Annotated in this window: 13 protein-coding genes; 8 read left to right on the forward strand and 5 right to left on the reverse strand. The window is 72.5% G+C overall.

From position 1 onward, the window contains the following. Positions 1-106 precede the first annotated feature (106 nt). Positions 107-967: a sterol desaturase family protein gene (locus ACLJOU_RS23485; RefSeq protein ID WP_410569914.1), complete on the reverse strand. Its 861-nt coding sequence runs from the start codon at positions 965-967 to the stop codon at positions 107-109. 70 nt (positions 968-1,037) lie between these two features. Here ACLJOU_RS23485 and ACLJOU_RS23490 point away from each other — a divergent pair, with 70 nt between their 5' ends. Further along, positions 1,038-1,646: a TetR/AcrR family transcriptional regulator gene (locus ACLJOU_RS23490; protein WP_410569916.1), complete on the forward strand. Its 609-nt coding sequence runs from the start codon at positions 1,038-1,040 to the stop codon at positions 1,644-1,646. A 154-nt stretch (positions 1,647-1,800) separates the two neighbouring features. Continuing rightward, positions 1,801-2,169 (forward strand): hypothetical protein, encoded by a 369-nt coding sequence (locus ACLJOU_RS23495; RefSeq protein WP_410569917.1) that lies wholly within the window; start codon positions 1,801-1,803, stop codon positions 2,167-2,169. Between the two features lie 83 nt (positions 2,170-2,252). Here the strand turns inward: ACLJOU_RS23495 and ACLJOU_RS23500 are convergent, their stop codons facing one another. The 3 genes from ACLJOU_RS23500 to ACLJOU_RS23510 form a co-directional block, all read right to left on the reverse strand. Beyond that, positions 2,253-4,808, reverse strand: coding sequence for a PQQ-dependent sugar dehydrogenase (locus tag ACLJOU_RS23500; RefSeq protein ID WP_410569919.1), 2,556 nt, complete (start codon positions 4,806-4,808; stop codon positions 2,253-2,255). Between the two features lie 199 nt (positions 4,809-5,007). Further along, positions 5,008-5,829 (reverse strand): coproporphyrinogen III oxidase, encoded by an 822-nt coding sequence (locus ACLJOU_RS23505; RefSeq protein ID WP_410569921.1) that lies wholly within the window; start codon positions 5,827-5,829, stop codon positions 5,008-5,010. A gap of 38 nt (positions 5,830-5,867) precedes the next feature. Then, complete coding sequence (locus ACLJOU_RS23510) at positions 5,868-6,305, reverse strand: PPOX class F420-dependent oxidoreductase (RefSeq protein WP_410569922.1); 438 nt, start codon at positions 6,303-6,305, stop codon at positions 5,868-5,870. Positions 6,306-6,423: 118 nt separating this feature from the next. Between ACLJOU_RS23510 and ACLJOU_RS23515 the strand changes: the two genes are divergently transcribed. The 4 genes from ACLJOU_RS23515 to ACLJOU_RS23530 are packed head-to-tail and all read left to right on the forward strand — an operon-like array spanning position 6,424 to position 14,007. Continuing rightward, the gene (locus tag ACLJOU_RS23515; RefSeq protein WP_410569923.1) at positions 6,424-7,902 is read left to right on the forward strand and encodes a hypothetical protein; all 1,479 of its coding nucleotides are present in this window, start codon (positions 6,424-6,426) and stop codon (positions 7,900-7,902) included. After that, a complete protein-coding gene (locus ACLJOU_RS23520) occupies positions 7,902-8,702 on the forward strand; it encodes a hypothetical protein (protein ID WP_410569925.1) in 801 nt (266 codons plus the stop codon). Before ACLJOU_RS23515 ends, ACLJOU_RS23520 begins: the two co-directional genes overlap by 1 nt. 11 nt (positions 8,703-8,713) lie before the next feature. Then, positions 8,714-13,183 carry a hypothetical protein gene (locus ACLJOU_RS23525; RefSeq protein ID WP_410569927.1) on the forward strand — a complete coding sequence of 1,490 codons (4,470 nt, stop codon included), beginning with the start codon at positions 8,714-8,716 and terminating at the stop codon, positions 13,181-13,183. Between the two features lie 38 nt (positions 13,184-13,221). Continuing rightward, positions 13,222-14,007, forward strand: a complete 786-nt coding sequence (locus tag ACLJOU_RS23530; RefSeq protein WP_410569929.1) for a TIGR03620 family F420-dependent LLM class oxidoreductase — start codon at positions 13,222-13,224, stop codon at positions 14,005-14,007. Here ACLJOU_RS23530 and ACLJOU_RS23535 read toward each other — a convergent pair. After that, the gene (locus ACLJOU_RS23535; protein WP_410569930.1) at positions 14,004-14,486 is read right to left on the reverse strand and encodes a YybH family protein; all 483 of its coding nucleotides are present in this window, start codon (positions 14,484-14,486) and stop codon (positions 14,004-14,006) included. The two genes, ACLJOU_RS23530 and ACLJOU_RS23535, sit on opposite strands and share 4 nt — an antisense overlap. Before the next feature lie 35 nt (positions 14,487-14,521). Here ACLJOU_RS23535 and ACLJOU_RS23540 point away from each other — a divergent pair, with 35 nt between their 5' ends. Continuing rightward, on the forward strand, positions 14,522-14,866 hold the full coding sequence (locus tag ACLJOU_RS23540) for an ArsR/SmtB family transcription factor (protein ID WP_410569932.1): 345 nt from the start codon (positions 14,522-14,524) through the stop codon (positions 14,864-14,866). 142 nt (positions 14,867-15,008) lie between these two features. Then, positions 15,009-16,190, forward strand: coding sequence for a winged helix DNA-binding domain-containing protein (locus ACLJOU_RS23545; RefSeq protein ID WP_410569934.1), 1,182 nt, complete (start codon positions 15,009-15,011; stop codon positions 16,188-16,190). Positions 16,191-16,398: the final 208 nt, after the last annotated feature.

The raw sequence follows: 16,398 nt of genomic DNA on the forward strand, positions 1-16,398 counted from the left end.
CTCGTTCGCTTCCGAGGTTCGAGGTCCCGCGTTTCGGCGGCGGCGCCGGGGTGCTACCGGGGTGTTACGAGATGGCGGGCCGCGTTAACCCCGTGCGGCTGCGATGTCACGCGGGCACGCTTTCGGGCTGCCAGCCGGGTGGCCCGAACACGTACCCCGCGCGCTCCCGCCACGTCCGGGCGCCGCGCAGGTCGCGCAGGATCGAGCCGTACTCGTGGAACCCCACGCGCAGCAGGTTGTAGGTCTCGATGTTCTTCGTCAGCCCGTACGTCGGCCGCTTGCCCTCCGGGACGAAACTGCCGAATACCCTGTCCCAGACGATCAGGATGCCGCCGTAGTTCGCGTCCAGGTACTCCGCGTCGCTGCCGTGGTGGACGCGGTGGTGGGACGGGGTGTTGAACACGTACTCGAACCAGCGCGGCAGCTTGCCGACCTTCTCCGTGTGCACGAAGAACTGGTAGACCAGGTCGATCGACAACCCGGTCAGGATCATCCACGGCGGGATCCCGCACAGCGCCAGCACCGACCAGAACGGCAGCTGGAAGTACGGGGTCCACTTCTGGCGCAGCGCCGTCGAGAAGTTGTAGTGCTCGCTGGAGTGGTGCACCTGGTGCCCGGCCCACAGCAGCCGCACGCGGTGGCTGGCTCGGTGGTAGGCGTAGAACACCAGTTCCTGGCCGAGCAGCATGAGCACCCACGTCCACCAGTCGCGCGGGTCGAACCGCACCGGCGCCAGCTCGGACAGCGCCGCGAACACGACCAGCATCACCAGGCGGAACAGCGCGTTGACGCCGACGGCGACCGTGCCCATCAGCATGCTCGTGCGCGTGTCGGCGACGCTGTAGCCCAGCACGTTGTCGTCGTGGCCGAGGACGTGCACGGCCACGATTTCGATCGTCACGAACAGCAGGAACACCGGAACCGCGAACAACACGGGGTCGCGCAGGTGCGCCAGGAACTCGGCCACGTCGCCTCCTCGGAGCTGACCGCACGGTAACTTACCCTGAGGTCACTTTACGCACGGTAGGCTCTGGCGCGTGACGGAGTCAAGGGCGGTCGGGACCAAGGGGATGCCCCGCGAGGAGCGCGAGGCCCAGCTCGTCGTGGCCGGCACCGAGGAGTTCGGCCGCGCCGGGTACGCGGGCGCCTCCATGGTCGAGATCGCGCGCCGGGTCGGGGTCACCAAACCGTTGCTGTACCAGTACTTCGGCTCGAAGGACGGGCTCTACCTGGTCTGCCTGCACCGCGCGGGCGGGCGGCTGACCGACGGCGTCGCGACGACCATGGCGGGCGGCGGCGAGCCCGACCAGATGCCGCTGAAGGTGCTCTCGGCGATCTTCACGACGTTCGACCACGACCGGTACGCGTGGCGCCTCCTGCGCGACGCGACGGTGCCCTCGACCGGTGACATCGCCGCGGCGGCCGCGGACTACCGCCGCCGGCTCGACGCGTTCGCCGTGCTCGGCGCCACGCAGCTGCTGACCTCGCGCGGCCTGACCGACGCCGCCGACATCGAGGCCGTCGCGCAGGTGTGGACCGGCGTGGTCGACTCGCTGATCAGCTGGTGGATCGACCGCCCGGACGAAGACGCCGGCGCGATGACGGCCCGCTGCGCCCGGATCATGGGCGGCCTGTTCGGCTGGTGAGCCCGCGCCCGGTCAGGTCGCCGTCGAACGGCTCGCTCCACTCGTGGTGGGTGACACGGAGAGTGCTCTTCGCAGATTCGTTGCTCGAATGGCGTAGCGAAACCGGCCCGGTCCGCGATTAATCTGGGAAGCCGTCGCGTCGAGAGGTTGCCCCATGCCCGAACCAGCCGCATCCGTCCCGGCCGATCCCCGGCTCGCCGCGCGGTTCACCGAGGACCTGCTCGACGGGTGCCGGGTCCTGGCCAAGGATTACGGCTACCGGCCCGCGCAGTTCGAACGCATGGTGCGCGAGCACGGCGGCGTCGAAGCGGCCCGGCTGCTGCTGCGCGGCGCGGGCACCGCGGGCGGGTTCACCGTGCTCTGGGAGAAGAACCAGCTCGGCCGCAGCTCCGAGGCGACCATGCTCCGCGAGGAGTACGCCGAGCTGTTCACCCCCGACGAGCTCCTGCTGGCCCGCCGCCGGCTGGAGGAACACGGCTTCGACGTCGACGCCCACCTGCGCCGGATCGCCGAACCGAGCTGAGCGCGGGCCGGCTGAGCCGAGGTGCGGGGGTGCGGGTGCGGCAGGGGTGACCGGCGCCGCTCCGGTCACCCCTGCCGCGGCTTTCAGGCGGCCGCGCCGGACTGGCCGCGCAGCACCGCGTTCGCCGTCGACGCGCCCTTGATCGCCGTTTCGATCTGCGCCATCGTCGAAGCCGACGTCAGGCCGGGGACCGTGGCGGTGTTCAGGGCGTAGAGCGTGAACGTGTACGGGTGGCTCGAGCCGCCCGGGCAGGGACCGAAGAACTTCTGCGCGTTCGCCCCGCTGCCCATGGCTTTCTGCTTCGCCCCGCCCCGGTCCGGCACGGTGTAGCCCGCCCCGAGCCCTTCCGGCAGGGACCGGGTGGCCGCCGGGACGTCCCAGATCGCCCAGTGCAGCTTGTTCCCGCCGCCGGCGACGTCGGCGAACACGACCGCGTAGCCCTTCGCGCCGTCGGCGGCACCCCACGCCAGCGGCGGCGACGGGTCCTGGCCCGCCGTGCCGTCGCCGGCGCAGGTGTACTTGTCCGGGATGGTCGCGTTGTCGGCGAAGGCCGAGCTGGTCAGCTTGAACCCGCTGCCGCCCGGGAACTTCAGCCGCACGATCACGTTGTCCAGCACCGACGGCGTGCCGCCGTTCTTGTCGTTGTTCGTCGAGGTCAGCCACAGCCCGCCGTCCGGGGTCCTGGTGACCGAGCGCAGCCGGCCCCAGCGGCCGGAGAACAGCGTCGACACCGTGCCGACACCGGTGCCGGCGGCGTTGATCTGCGTGGCGAACAGCTGCTGGCCGGTGACGCCGGCGATGTAGATCCAGTCGTTGACGATCTCCACCCCGCTCGGTCCCGCCTGTGATGTCGGCCAGGTCTTCTTCGGGGCGATGAAGCCGCTGCAGCTGCCCTGCGTGCCCTCGCAGCTGGGCCAGCCGAAGTTGCCGCCCTTCTGGATGAGGTTGAGCTCGTCCTGGCTGCTTTCGCCGAACTCCGCCGCCCACAGCTGCCCGCGGGAGTCCCAGGCCAGGCCCTGCGGGTTGCGGTGGCCGTAGCTCCAGACATACCGGGCGTTGCCGCCGGTGGCGTAGAACGGGTTGTCCGACGGTGCCGAACCGTCGGGGTTCAGCCGCAGGATCTTCCCGTTGAGCGAGCTCTTGTTCTGCGCGTTGTCGCTGTTCTTCGCGTCGCCGACGGTGGCGTACAGCTTGCCGTCCGGGCCGAACCTGATGCGGCCGCCGTTGTGGTAGCGGTTCTTCGCGATCCCGGTCAGCACCGGCGTCGACGTCGACGACAGCGTGGTGCCGTCGTAGGTCATCTTCACGATCCGGTTGTCCGCGGATGCCGTGTGGTAGAGGTAGATCGCGTGGTCGGCCGCCCAGTTCGGCGAGATCGCCAGGCCGAGCAGGCCGCCTTCGCCGTTGGTCGTGACCGCGCCGGGCACCTTGCCCAGCGTGGTCTTCTGCCCGGACGGCGTCACCAGCAGCACCTCGAAGCGGTCCCGCTCGGTCACCAGCGCGTTGCCGTTCGGGAGGAAGCCGACCGCCCAGCCGAGGTCGACCTTCGCGATGTCCTTGTCGTACTCCGGGATGCCCCCGGCGCCGCCCGGAGCGCCGGTCTTCACCGTGACGGCGTTGCTGGCCGCCGAGCTGTTGCCGTCGGGGTCGCGGGCCTTGACCGTGAACGTGTAGGACGTGTTCGGGGTCAGGTCGGTGACCGTCGTGCTCGGTGACGTCGTCGTCGCCACCTTCGTGGTGCCCTGGTAGACGTCGTAACCCGCGATCGTGCCGCCGTTGTCCGTGGAGGCGTTCCACGCGAGGGAGACGCTGTTCGCGGTGACGCCGGTGGTGCGCAGGTTGCCCGGCACGGTGGGCGGGGTGGTGTCGTCGCTCGGCGGCGTGGTGAAGGTGACCACGTTGCTCTGCTGCGACGGGTTGCCGGCGGCGTCGTAGGCCCCGACCGAGATGTCGTAGGCCGTGTTCGGGGTCAGGTTGTCGACCGTCGCGCTGGTGGTGGTGCCGTCGACCGTCTTGAGGATGTTGCCGCCGCGGTTGATCTCGTAGCGGACGACGCCGACGTTGTCCGTCGCGGCGGTCCAGGAGAAGGTGGCCGCGGTGGGCAGGATGTCGCTCGCCTTGAGGTTCGACGGCGGCGACGGCGGCTCGCCGTCGGTGGGCGCGGTGAAGGTGTCGGTGAGCTTGTCGGCGTTCGGGCCGCCGTTGGCGGTGGTCGCGGTGGTGCGGACCTTGTTGACCCCGGCGGTGAGCTGGACGGTCGCGGTGACGGTCTTCCAGGTCGTCCACGCGCCGGTGCCGGGGAAGTCGACGGTGCCCTTGTCGCCGCCGTCGACGGTCAGCTTCACCGGCCGGTTGTCGGTGGTTCCGTTGGCGTAGCGGAAGGTCAGGGTGTGCGTGCCCGCCTGGGCCGCGTTCACGGAGTATTCGACGTAGCTGCCGGCGACGTTGTCGAAGTTGACGAAACCGGTGCCGCTGTAGCCGGCGTGGTTCGACTCGACCGTGCCCTGGGAAATGGTGGCGTTCTCGGACTCGTAGCCGGTGTCGGCCGCGAAAGCGCTTACCGGGCTGACGACGGTGGAGCCGAGCGCCGCGACGGCGGTACCGGCCAGTACCGCACGCCACGGTGGACGGGGTGCCACTGGGAGCCTCCTGTGTTGTCGGGGGACAGGGGGTGACCGGGGCGGAAGGGGTCGGCGGACCACCGGCGACAATAGTTAGGAAAGTTTCCTATCTATGGACAGATCACACACCCTGGAGCGGGCTCTGTCAATACTCGGCACGAGGGGTTACCCGCCGTGCCAAGGGTTTCCCGCTCAGCGGGGCGCCCCGGTTTCGACGCTACCGGCGGGCACCGACGGTTTCGGCCGCCCAGTCGCGCGGCACCAGGAAGGACGCCAGCTCCGCCTCCGCGCTCCCCGGCTCGGGCGGGCACTCCGGCTGCCACCGCGCCGACGGCGGCAGCGCCAGCAGGATCGCTTCCGCGTCGGCCTGCGTCGCCTCGTGGACGAGTGTGTACTCGACGTACCGGCCGCGGCGGTACAGCTGCCACTGCCGCTCGCGGTCGCCGTACGGCACGTTCTTGCGCCGCCGCACGATCGGGAAGTACGCCGGCGCGACGGTGGCGATGCCCGCTGCCGTGAACGCGGCCGAGCGCCGCCAGCCGTCCGGGCCGGGCAGGTGCAGGTGGTCGAAGTGGATGCCGCCGATGCCGCGGGCTTCGTCGCGGTGCGGGAGGCGGAAGCGGTCGTCGCAGGCCCGCTTCGCCTGGGCGTGGAACGCCGGGTCGAGCGTGGCGCAGTGGTTCTTCAGCACCCGGTGGAAGTGCGTGGCGTCCGACGCGAAGCCGTAGCAGGGGAGGAGGTCGACGCTGCCGCCGAACCACCACGCGTCCGCGGCTTCGCGGTAGTGGAACTGCGCCTGGAACGCCGGCACGTACGGGTTGCGCGGGTGCAGCACGACCGACAGCCCGGCCGCGAAGAACTCGTCCGAGCAGCTCACGCTGACCACGGCCCGTTCGAAGACGTCACCGTTCTCGAGCAGCCTCGTGCGCCCGGACCGGCCGAAGCGCCCGCCGTCGAGGCGTTCCAGTTCGGCGACCAGCTCCCGCTGGCCCGCGCGGAAGATCGCCTCGACGGCGTCGTGTCTGTCCCCTGAAGGCATGCCCCCACCCCCGGGGGCAGATTACCAGCGAACCGGGCTCAGCCGGCGATGTCGGCGCGGGCGATCACCTTGGTGATCTTCGCCCGGACGAGGGATTCCTCGGGGACGGCGTTGCGCTTGCCGTACGCCTCGGCCTGGTCGGCACCCATGTACCGCCCACCCAGGCGGGTCGCCCACGCGAGCATGTCGTCGTAGTCGTGGGTCAGCCGCGCCTCGGCGGTGAACTGGACGTACGAATACGGCGGGCGCTGGTCGTCGACGGCCAGGGAGATGCGGCCGTCGCGGGCGATGGCCTTGCCCTTGAGCGTCTCGGTGCCGGTGGTGAAGATCAGCTCGTCGCCGTCCGGGCCCTCGTTCAGCAGGAACCAGATCGGCGTCACGATGGGCGAGCCGTCCTTCCTGACCAGGCCCAACATGCCGGTCCGGGTGCCTTCGGAGGCGAACTGCCACCATTCGTCACGGCTCATCTCACGCATGTGAGCGACGTTAATGCAAACACTGCGGCGCGTCAGCGCCACCTTCGAGGGTGGTGGTGGGGGCATGGACGGAGTCACCCGCGCGTGCGCAGAGGGTGGCCGACTAGCCTGGCCTGCTGTGCGAGACGACGACACCGGGACGACGGGCCTGGCCGACGAGGGGCTGACCCGCCGCCTCAAGGCGCTGGCCTGCACCGCGCCGCTGCACGACCTCGACGCGCGCAAGGCCAAGCTCGACTGGGCCGACGCCACGGTCTACCAGATGGCCGAGATCGCGCTGCACACGATCGACCAGGTCACCATCGCGATGGACTTCGACACCGGCGCCGGCCACGACGAGGTCATCGACCGGCTGCTGCCGTTCATCGCCCGGCAGGCGCCCTCGCGGATGCCCGAGGAGCACCTCCGGGTGGCCAAGTGGGTCCTGGACAACCTGATCAACGTCGGCACCACCGACCGCGGCTTCCGGCGCGTCTACGGCTCGATCGGCCCCGGCGGCTACCAGCGCCGTCAGTTCGACTTCAAGCTGCTCGTCGAGCTCGCCGCGCCGGACGGCGAGGTCTACCTGCGCGCCACCGACGAGGCCATCAACGTCCTGGTCGGCGCGCTCGACACCGACGTCGAATCCGCGCAGATCGCGGCCGAGGTCAAGCTGGAGAACCTGATCAACCGCGGCCGCCTGGCCGACGCCAAGCTCGCCGCCGAACAGGCCCGCTACCGGACCGTCCAGTACGGCGAGACGCTGCGCGCGAAGCTCGACGCGACCCGCCGGGACGTCCGCTCGGTCGACTGGGAGCGCGAGGTCCCGGAGCTGCTGGACAGCGCGCTGAGCCACATCGAAGCCCGCTTCCGCGCCGAGAACGCCATCCTCAAGAACATCACCACCGCCCGCGACGAAACCGAGGACCTCGACCGCAAGCGCCGCGCCGCCGAGCTCGTCGACATCGTCGGCGACTGCATCCGGCGCCACACCCGCCTGCAGTCCCGGCTCGCCGACGCGGGCGCGGTCTTCCGCGCCGAGCAGGACCGCCAGCAGTTCTCCGGCCCGCCGCAACGCGCCACGATCGACCTGTTCGGCCAGCTCCTCGTGCCCACCCTCGGACTGCCCCTGGCCGACGCCGTCGCCCCGGCCGAGCACTTCTTCCACGCCGTCGCGGGCATCGCCGCGCCCGTGGTGCCCTCCCTGTCCAGCCTCGTCTCGCTGCTCCTGCGCCCGGCCCCGGAACGCGACCAGCTCGTCGGCGAGATCCCCGAGCCGGAGCTCATGCCCGCCGAGGTCACCGACAAGTTCGGCGACGACGTCTGGCGGGCGGCCGACGAGCTCCTCGACCTGCCCGAGGTGCCACGGCGGCTGTCCGGGCTGCTCGAAGAGGCCCGCCGCAGCCGCCAGCCCGGGCTCGCCGCCCTGGTCGCGCTGCGCGCGGTCCACGCCTACAGTCCCGGGATCGGCGCCGCCCGCCGCCAGGGCGACCGCTCGGTGCTGCTCGCCGTCGACGACGGCACGCTCCTGGACGACCCGGAATTCGGCGGCGCCGACCTGCTCCTGTCCACCGCCGCCGTCGAGCGGGCCGACGAAGAAGAAGAGGAAGTCGCGTAATGGCGCTGTCCCACAGCAGCGTGGACGCCGAGGCCGCGGCCCGGCTGGTCGCCTTCGGCATGCGGCCGAAGCAGCTGCCCGCGCGTGACGTCGTCTACGGCGACCTCGTCCGCCGCTACGGCGAGGACAACGCGTTCAAGGCCCTCACCCACGCCGTCGCCGCCGGGCTCGGGCTGATGGTCCTCGAGGTCAACCAGCAGGCCGGCGCGGTGCTCGCGGCCACCGACGAGTCCGTCTTCGAGATCAAGATGGACTCCTACGCCCGCCAGGCCAAGATCCGCGAACGCCGCGAGACGGAGAAGGTGCTGCACGGCCTGATCCACCTCGCCGCCGCCGCGCTCGGCTACCCGCGGCCCGACGACCTCGCCAACGACACCTACATCGGCCGCGTGAGCGTCGAGCAGGTCGACGCGATGGTCCGCGAAGCCGCCCGGATGCTGGACGAACGCGCCGCGGCCGCCGAGGCCAACAACGACCCCTTGGCGGACGCGCCGGAGCTCGAACAGGCGTGGCGCGCCTACACCCGGCGTCCCGCCGCGGCCGCCACCAAGGACGGCCGGCTGGCCGCCGACACCACCCGCGGCATGGTCAGCCGCGCCCTGCGGTTCCTCGCCGACCAGGGTTTCCTGGTCCCGGTCAGCGACGAGCAGGGCGGCACCTACCGGACCACCCCGCGCTACCAGATCCAGGTCCGCGAGCTCGCCGCGGACGCCGCGTTCGACGACCTGCTCGCGCTGGACGTCGTCGCCGTCGCGAACGCCGGGGGCACGCTGCGCGCGGCGGCCTCGGACACGCTTTAAGAGGGGAATCGATGTACGAGCTTTCGCGGGTCCGCCTGCACTCGGTGGGCCCGGCGGGTGCCCGCTACCAGGACGTCGTGCTCGACTTCAGCGGCGTCGGCGCCAAGATCACCGCACCCCAGCAGGACGCGCTGTTCAGCGCGGGCATCCACGCGACCGGGCCGGCCGAGCTGCGCCGCCCGTCGCCGGCGAGCGTGCTGTTCCTCGAGAACGGCGGCGGCAAGTCCGTCCTCATCAAGCTCATCTTCTCGGTGATGCTGCCCGGCCGCCGCCAGGTCGTCGGCACCACCAGCACCAAGGTGCTCGAGAAGTTCGTCGCCGCCAAGGACGTCTCGCACGTCGTGCTGGAGTGGCTGCACGTCGAAAGCGGCCACCGGATCATCACCGGCAAGGTCTCGGAGTGGCGCGGGCACGTCGTGTCCGCCGACTCGGAAAACCTCGTCGACTCCTGGTACTGCTTCCGCCCGACCGCCGCGCTGGGCCTGGACACGCTGCCGATGACCCAGGACGGCCGGCTGCTCACCATGTCCGGCTTCCACGACAAGCTCACCGCGGCCCAGCTCGCCGAACCCGAGCTGGAACTGTCCTGGACCCGCCGCCACCACGAGTGGACCGGCCGCCTCGACGGCTTCGGCCTCGACACGGAGCTGTTCCGCTACCAGCGCGCGATGAACGCGGGCGAAGGCGAGGCGGCGGACGCGTTCGCGTTCGGCACCGACGACGCCTTCGTCGAGTTCCTGCTGCGCGCGGTCATCTCCGAGGAAGAGCCGAAGGACCTCGCCGAGGTCGTCGCGACCTACGCGCACAACCTGGCCCAGCGCGGGGACCTGCTGGCCGAACGCGACTTCGTGGCCGGCGCCCTGGAACTGCTGGGGCCGCTGGCCGCCGAGGAAGGCGTCGCCGCCGAGTCGCGCAAGATCGCCGAATCGGCGAAAGCCGACATGGCGGAGCTGGCCGGGCGGGTCGTCGCCCGCAACGAACTCGAGAACGCGCGGCTGTCCGGGCTCGAGGAGCACGTCACGGAGGTGAAGTCGGCGGAGAAGCTCGCCGAGGGCGACCACCGGCGGCTCGCCGCGGCCGTCACGGAGCTGCGCCGCCTGGTCGCGGTGCTGCGGCTCGACGAAGCCCAGGAGGCTCGCAAGCGCGTCGACACCGAACTCGCGTCGGCCAAGACCGAAGCGGAAGCCTGGCGCGAGACGGTGACCGTGCTCAACTCCTTGAACGCCGCCCGCAAGGCGAAGGACCTGCGCGAACTCGTCGGCAGCCGGGAGGAGAAGGCGCGTCCGGCGCTGAAGGCGCGCAACGACGCCGCTTCGGCGCTCGCCCGCGGGTTGCACGCGCTGGCGCAGGACGCCCAGCGGCAGGCCGACAAGGCCGAAGCCCACGCGGGCGCGTTGCGGGCCGAAGCCGAGAAGGCGCAGACCGAGCGCGACGAAGCCGCGAACCTCGCGGCCGCCCGCCGGGCGGAGGCGCGCGGGCTGGCCACGCGGATCACCGAGCTGCGCGAAGAGGTCCAAGCCGCCGTCCGGGCGGGGCTGCTGCCGTCCGGCGCCGATGTCGCCGAAGCCGCGCGGACCGCGCGGACGGCCGCCGAGCAGGCCGTTTCGGAACTGACCCGGCGCGAGCAGGAACTCGACCGCGTCGGCGCGGACCTGCAGGCGGCGCAACGGGCCGTGAACGAGGCTCACCAGCTCGCCGGCACCACCCAGGACCGCCTCGAACGCGCCACCGAGGACCTCGGCCGCGCCCACCGCCGGACCGACGCCCTCGCCGCCGAAAGCCGCCTGGTCGAGCTGCTCGGCGCCGACGACGTCAACCTGGAAAGCGACCTCCCGGTGCTGCTGGAGCGGCTGCGCGAGGCGAGCGCGGCCGTCGAGAAGGAGCAGACGGCGCTGCGGATGGAGGAGTCCGCCGACGAGCGGGCCCTCGCCGCGCTGGGGTCCGGCGGGCTGCTGCCGCCGCCGGAGGACGTCCAGGCGGCGCTGGACGCCCTGGAAGAAGCCGGGATCACCGCGTGGTCCGGGTGGCGGTACCTGTCCAAACTGGACGCTTCCCGGCGGGCGGAGGTCCTGGAAACCCTGCCGCAGCTGGTGTCCGGCGTGCTGCTCAACGAGGCCGCCCACGCCGACCGCGCCCGCGAGGTGCTGACCGAGCGGCGGCTGCTGCCCAGTGCGATCATCGCCGTCGGGACGACGGAGGCGCTGCAGGCCGAGGTGCCGTCCGCGCCCGGCGTCGAATTCCTCGTGCCGCCGAACCCCGCGATGTACGACGAAGAGGCCGCCGACGCCGAGCGGGAAGCCGTCGCGTGGCGGCACACCGAGCGGCAGCGACGTCTGGAAGCGTTGTCCGCCAAGCTGTCCGCGGACGGCGCGCTGACGTGGAAGCTCACGACGTGGCGCGAGGACTACCCGCCCGGGGCCGTCGCGACCCTGGCCGAGCAGGCGCAGGCGGCCCGGACCGCACGCGAGACCGCCCGCACGGCGCTGGAGCAGGCCGAGGCGGAGTTCGCGCGGTTGGGCGAGAAAGCCGGGTCGCTGCGCGAACGCGTCCCCGAGCTGCGGGCGGCCGCCGCCGAAGCCGAGGAGAAGGCCCGGAAGCTCGGTGAGCTGGGCGTGCGCAGCGCGCGGATCGCGGAGTGGACCGAAGAAGCCGAGCGCGCGACCGAGATCGCCGAGCGCGCCGACCTGCAGGCGGCCGACGCGGCGGGCAAGGCCGCGCGGCTGCGCGAGCAGGCGGGGGAGGAGCAGCGGACCGCCGACGGGCACCGCCGGACGGCGACGACCGCGCGGGCCGAACTGGCCGAGGTGCCCGGCGCGGCCGAGGCCGCGGCGGGGCCGGTGCCGTCCGAGCCGGTGGACGCCCTGCGGCGGACGTACGCGTCGGCGTCCGAGGCGTACGCGAAGGTGGAGGTCGGCAGCGACCTGCGCAGCGAGCTGGAGCAGGCCGAGTCCGCCGAAGCGGCCGCGGGCTCGGCCGTCGAGTCCCTCGACGAGGCCGTCCGCGCCCGGGCGGCCGAGCTGCTGGAGACGCCCGACGGCTCCGACGCGTCGGCCCGCGCGGCCGCACTGGCCCGCGCCCGCCGGGTCGTCGACGGCCTCGAAGACGAGCGCACCGAAGCGATCGGGCTCGTCTCGACGCGGCGGGCGGAGCTGGACGCGCTGCCGCTGCAGAACGGCGTCACCGGCGAGAAGCCGCGGGACATCGAGCACGGCCTGGAGCTGATCGACGCGGCCGGGCTGGAGGCGTCCGCAGCGGCGCGGAAGTGGGAAGAGCTGCAGGAACGCCGGGCGGCGGCGGAAGCCACCCTGGAGTCGGCGCGCAGTTCCGCCTCGGGCTTCGCGCTGCTCGCGGAGTCGCTGGCCCACCTGGTGACCGACACCGGGAAAGACGCAGCGGCCGCCTACGACGGTGACGTCGACACCGCGCGCGCCCAGCACGCCCGGCTGAACGCGACCTTCAACCAGGCGCAGGAAGCCGCCGACGCCGGTGACCGCCGGGTGCGCGCGGCCGCGGACCAGCTCGCGCAGTACGCGACGGAGAAGCGGTTCGAGAAGCTCAGCACGCCGGTGCGCCAGCAGGTCATCTCGGTCAAGCGCGACCAGCTCCCGGCGCACGCCGCCGAGTGGGCCGAAGCGCTGCGGCCGCGCCTGCGCTCGCTGACCGACGACCTCGCGCAGATCGACCGGCACCGCGGCGGCATCATCACCCGCCTGCAGGGCATGGTCGACGGCGCGCTGCGGACCCTGCGGTCCGCGCAGCGCGTCTCGCGGCTGCCGGACGGCCTCGGCGACTGGTCCGGGCAGGAGTTCCTCCGCATCCGCTTCACCGAGCTGGAGGACAACGCACTCACCGAGAAGCTCGGCGAGGTCGTCGACGAAGCCGCCGTGGGCAGGACGGCGGACGGCCGGGACGTCAAGCGTGACGGGCTTTCCCTGGTGCTGCGCGGAGTCCGGGCGGCGGCACCCAAGGGCTTCCGCGTCGACATGCTCAAGCCGGACTCGGTGCTGCGCACCGAACGCCAGCGCGTCTCGGAGATCCGCGACGTGTTTTCGGGCGGCCAGCAGCTCACCGCGGCGATCATCCTGTACTGCACCCTGGCCGCGTTGCGCGCCAACAACCGCGGCAAGGTCCGCAACCGGCACTCGGGCGTGCTGTTCCTCGACAACCCGATCGGCCGCGCGTCGGCCGGGTACCTGCTGGAACTGCAGCGGGCGGTGGCCGAGGCACTGGGCGTGCAGCTGATCTACACGACGGGCCTGTTCGACGCGGGCGCGCTGTCGGAGTTCCCGCTGATCGTGCGGCTGCGCAACGACGCCGACCTGCGGGCGGGCCGGAAGTACCTGTCGGTGGACTCGACGATCCGCAACTCCCTGGAGGACCTGGGCGAGCCCGACGGCGTCGCGCGGCTTTCGGCGACCCGGATGTTCACGCGGGCGGCCGAAGATCCTTCGGATTCCGCTGAGGACGAACAACCGGCCTGAGGCGGAACAACGCGGCGTCGCCCGGAGTTGCCGGGCGCATGACGAAACTGGGGCCGCTGGGGGCCACCCACTCCGCACTGGACACCGACACGGCCGTGGCCGTCGAGCTCGAGGAGCTCGGTTACGACACGCTCTGGCTGGCCGGGGGCCAGGGCAACAACCTGCCGCGGATCACCGAGCTCGTCCGCGGGACTTCGCGGATCCAGGTGGCGAGCGGCATCCTGTCGGTCGACCGGGTGCCGTCGGCTTCCGTGGCTTCGGCCTACACCGAGCTGCCGGCCGGCCGGTTCGTCGTCGGCCTCGGCGGCGCGCACGGCCCGCGGCCGCTGGCCACGCTCGGCGACTACCTCGACGAGATCGAAGACGTCGTCCCGCCGTCCGCGCGGATCCTGTCGGCGCTCGGGCCGCGGATGCTGGAGCTGGCGCGCGACCGGGCCGCGGGCGCGTACCCGTACCTCGTGACGCCGGACTACATCGCCTCGGCCCGGGAAATCCTGGGCGCCGGCAAGCAGCTCGCGGTGCTGCTGAACGTCGTCGCGGAGACCGACGCCACGGCGGCGCGGGACGCCATCCGCGGCGGCGGCCTGCGGTTCCTCACCGGGCTGCCGGGCTACGCGGCGAACCTGCGCCGGATGGGCTTCACCGACGGCGACCTCGCGGACCTCTCGGACCGGCTCGTCGACGGCGTCGCGGTGTGGGGCGGCTTCGACGCGGTCGCCGAGAGGCTGCGGGAGTACCGCGCGGCCGGTGCGGACCAGGTGGTCGTCCGGCTCGACGGGCTGCCGCGCGAGTGGTGGCCGCGGCTGGTGGAGGCGCTCGCCTAACCCCGGATCGCCCGCTGGTACGCGGCGAGCTCGCCGGGGTCGTCGATGCTGCCGTGGTGGTGGACCTGCACCCAGCGCCCCTCCTCGTAGGCGAAGAAGCGCGTCGTGCGGATGCTGAGCGGCACGGTCTCGGTCACGTGGTACTCGCCGGTCTCGCGGCCGGCGAACACCGCGTGGCCGTCGCCGGAGTACTCGACGATGTCGCCCAGGGTGACGGTGACGCGCGCGGGACCGTGGAAGACCCGCTCGTACAGCTCGGTGATCGCCTCGCCGCCGCGGAGGATGCCGCCGAGCGGGTTGTTCAGCTGCGCCAGCGGATCGCTCGTCCACACCCGGCGGAACACGTCGAGATCGCGCTGGTTGAAGGCGTAGTAGAACGACTCGAGCGCGGCCAGCGCGCCTTCGCGACCGGGCTCGGTGGCTTCGCCGAGCCGGTTGCGCGCGTCGGGGCCGAACGTCGTGTCGAGGTGTCGCGGCACGGTTGCTCCTAGAGTGTTCGACGGAGGTCGACCTGATGAGTGTACGACAATCATCGAACACTGCGCGGGCGCGCGGGCTCACGCACACCCGGCCCGCGACGGTCTCGCTGCAGGACGCCCTGGCCGCGGTCGCGGACCCGGTGCGCCGCAGCATCCTGCGGGAACTGGCGGCCGTCCCGGAGTGGACGAAGGCCTGCGGCACGTTCGACCTGCCGGTGGCCAAGGCGACCCGCAGCCACCACTTCGCCGTGCTGCGCGCGGCGGGCCTGATCGAGCAGCGCGACGAAGGCCCGCGGCGGCTGAACCGCCTGCGGCGCCCCGAATTCGACGCGGCCTTCCCCGGACTGCTCGACCTGGTGCTCAGTCACCCCGGGCCGTAAGGGCCACGGTCGGGCCGAGGCCGGGCAGGACGAGGCCGCCGGTGCCGCCGATCAGCGCCCACGCGCCGTCGTATGCGGGCCGATCGCCTGCTCACAGCGGACGACCGGCGGTTTTGTCGGTGCCGGGTGGTAGGAAAACGGGGTGCCTCCGAAGATCAGCACCGACCAGCGCCGGGCCCGCCTCGCCGTCCGCCACCACCTGGCCGCGCCCGCGGCCTCGGTGGCCGACGCCGTGGCCGGGGTCGTCGCCCTGCACGCCACCGACCCGGCGACGGTCCACCTGTCGGCGTCCGCCCGGCTCGCCGCTCCGGCGGTCCCCGCCGTCGAGCGCGCGCTCTACGACGAGCGTTCGCTGCTGCGCCTGCTGGGCATGCGCCGCACGGTGTTCGTGACGGACCTGGACACGGCGGCGCTCGTGCAGGCGGGCTGCGCCGCGGACATCGTCGTCAAACAGCGGAAGCTGCTGGAGCAGCACCTCGGGCAGCAGGGGCACCCGGAGAACGTGCCCGAGCCGGCTGCCTGGTTGGCGGAGGTCGAGGCGTCGGTCGAGGCGGCGTTGCGGGCCCGCGGTTCGGCGACCGCGCAGCAGCTGAGCGAGGACGAGCCACGCCTGCGCCAGCAGCTGCTGATGGCGGCGGGCAAGCCGTACGAGGCGATCGGCAACGTGACGAGCCGGGTGCTGTTCCTGCTCGCGGCGGGCGGCCGGATCGCGCGGGGCCGTCCGCGGGGCAGCTGGCTCAGCAGCCAGTACGTCTGGCACCCGCTCGACGAGTGGGTCCCGGGCGGGCTGCGGGCGTATGAGCCGGCGGAAGCCCGGGTCGGGCTGGCCCGCCGGTGGCTGCGCGCGTACGGCCCGGCGCCGGTGTCCGACCTGCGGTGGTGGACGGGCTGGACGGCGGGCCAGGTGAAGCAGGCCCTCGCCGCGTTGGGCCCGGTCGAGGTCGACCTGGACGCCGGGCCCGGGGTCGTCCTGCCGGACGACCTCGAGCCGGTGCCCGAACCCGGGCCGTGGGTGGCGTTCCTCCCCGCACTGGACCCGACCCCGATGGGCTGGCAGGAGCGTGACTGGTTCCTCGGCCCGCACCGGGCGGCCCTGTTCGACCGCAGCGGCAACGTCGGCCCGACGGTGTGGGCGTCCGGCCGGGTGGTCGGCGGCTGGGCGCAGCGCGTCTCGGGCGAGGTGGTGTTCAGGCTGCTGGAGGACGTGGGCGCGGAGACCGGCGCGATGGTGGCGGCCGAGGCGGAGAAGTGCGCCCGGTGGTTCGGCGAGGTCCGGGCGACGCCGCGGTTCCGCACCCCGCTGGAACGGGAGCTGGCCGGATGAGACTGCGCCGCAAGTCGCTGGATCGGTCGAGTCACCGACCTCACTCGCCGTGTCGCGGACCGCTCCCGCGCCCGCGGGGGACGAGGTCGATGCTGAATCGTTCAAGCGCCGATTGGTCGCCCGCGGCCGATCGCTCCGGCGGACGTGAGGCACCCACGTTGATCAGCCGGGACCGGTCCCGGCGGCCGAACCTGCGGCCGCCATCGGT

It is taken from the genome of Amycolatopsis sp. cmx-4-61 (genome assembly GCF_046548775.1).
Classification (GTDB): Bacteria; Actinomycetota; Actinomycetes; order Mycobacteriales; family Pseudonocardiaceae; genus Amycolatopsis.

Excerpts from the sequence above, each read along its gene's own strand:
- ACLJOU_RS23495 (WP_410569917.1), top strand. The coding sequence starts at position 1,801 with ATGCCCGAACCAGCCGCATCCGTCCCGGCCGATCCCCGGCTCGCCGCG.
- ACLJOU_RS23505 (WP_410569921.1), bottom strand. The coding sequence starts at position 5,829 with ATGCCTTCAGGGGACAGACACGACGCCGTCGAGGCGATCTTCCGCGCG.
- ACLJOU_RS23510 (WP_410569922.1), bottom strand. The coding sequence starts at position 6,305 with ATGCGTGAGATGAGCCGTGACGAATGGTGGCAGTTCGCCTCCGAAGGC.
- ACLJOU_RS23520 (WP_410569925.1), top strand. The coding sequence starts at position 7,902 with ATGGCGCTGTCCCACAGCAGCGTGGACGCCGAGGCCGCGGCCCGGCTG.
- ACLJOU_RS23525 (WP_410569927.1), top strand. The coding sequence starts at position 8,714 with ATGTACGAGCTTTCGCGGGTCCGCCTGCACTCGGTGGGCCCGGCGGGT.
- ACLJOU_RS23530 (WP_410569929.1), top strand. The coding sequence starts at position 13,222 with ATGACGAAACTGGGGCCGCTGGGGGCCACCCACTCCGCACTGGACACC.
- ACLJOU_RS23540 (WP_410569932.1), top strand. The coding sequence starts at position 14,522 with ATGAGTGTACGACAATCATCGAACACTGCGCGGGCGCGCGGGCTCACG.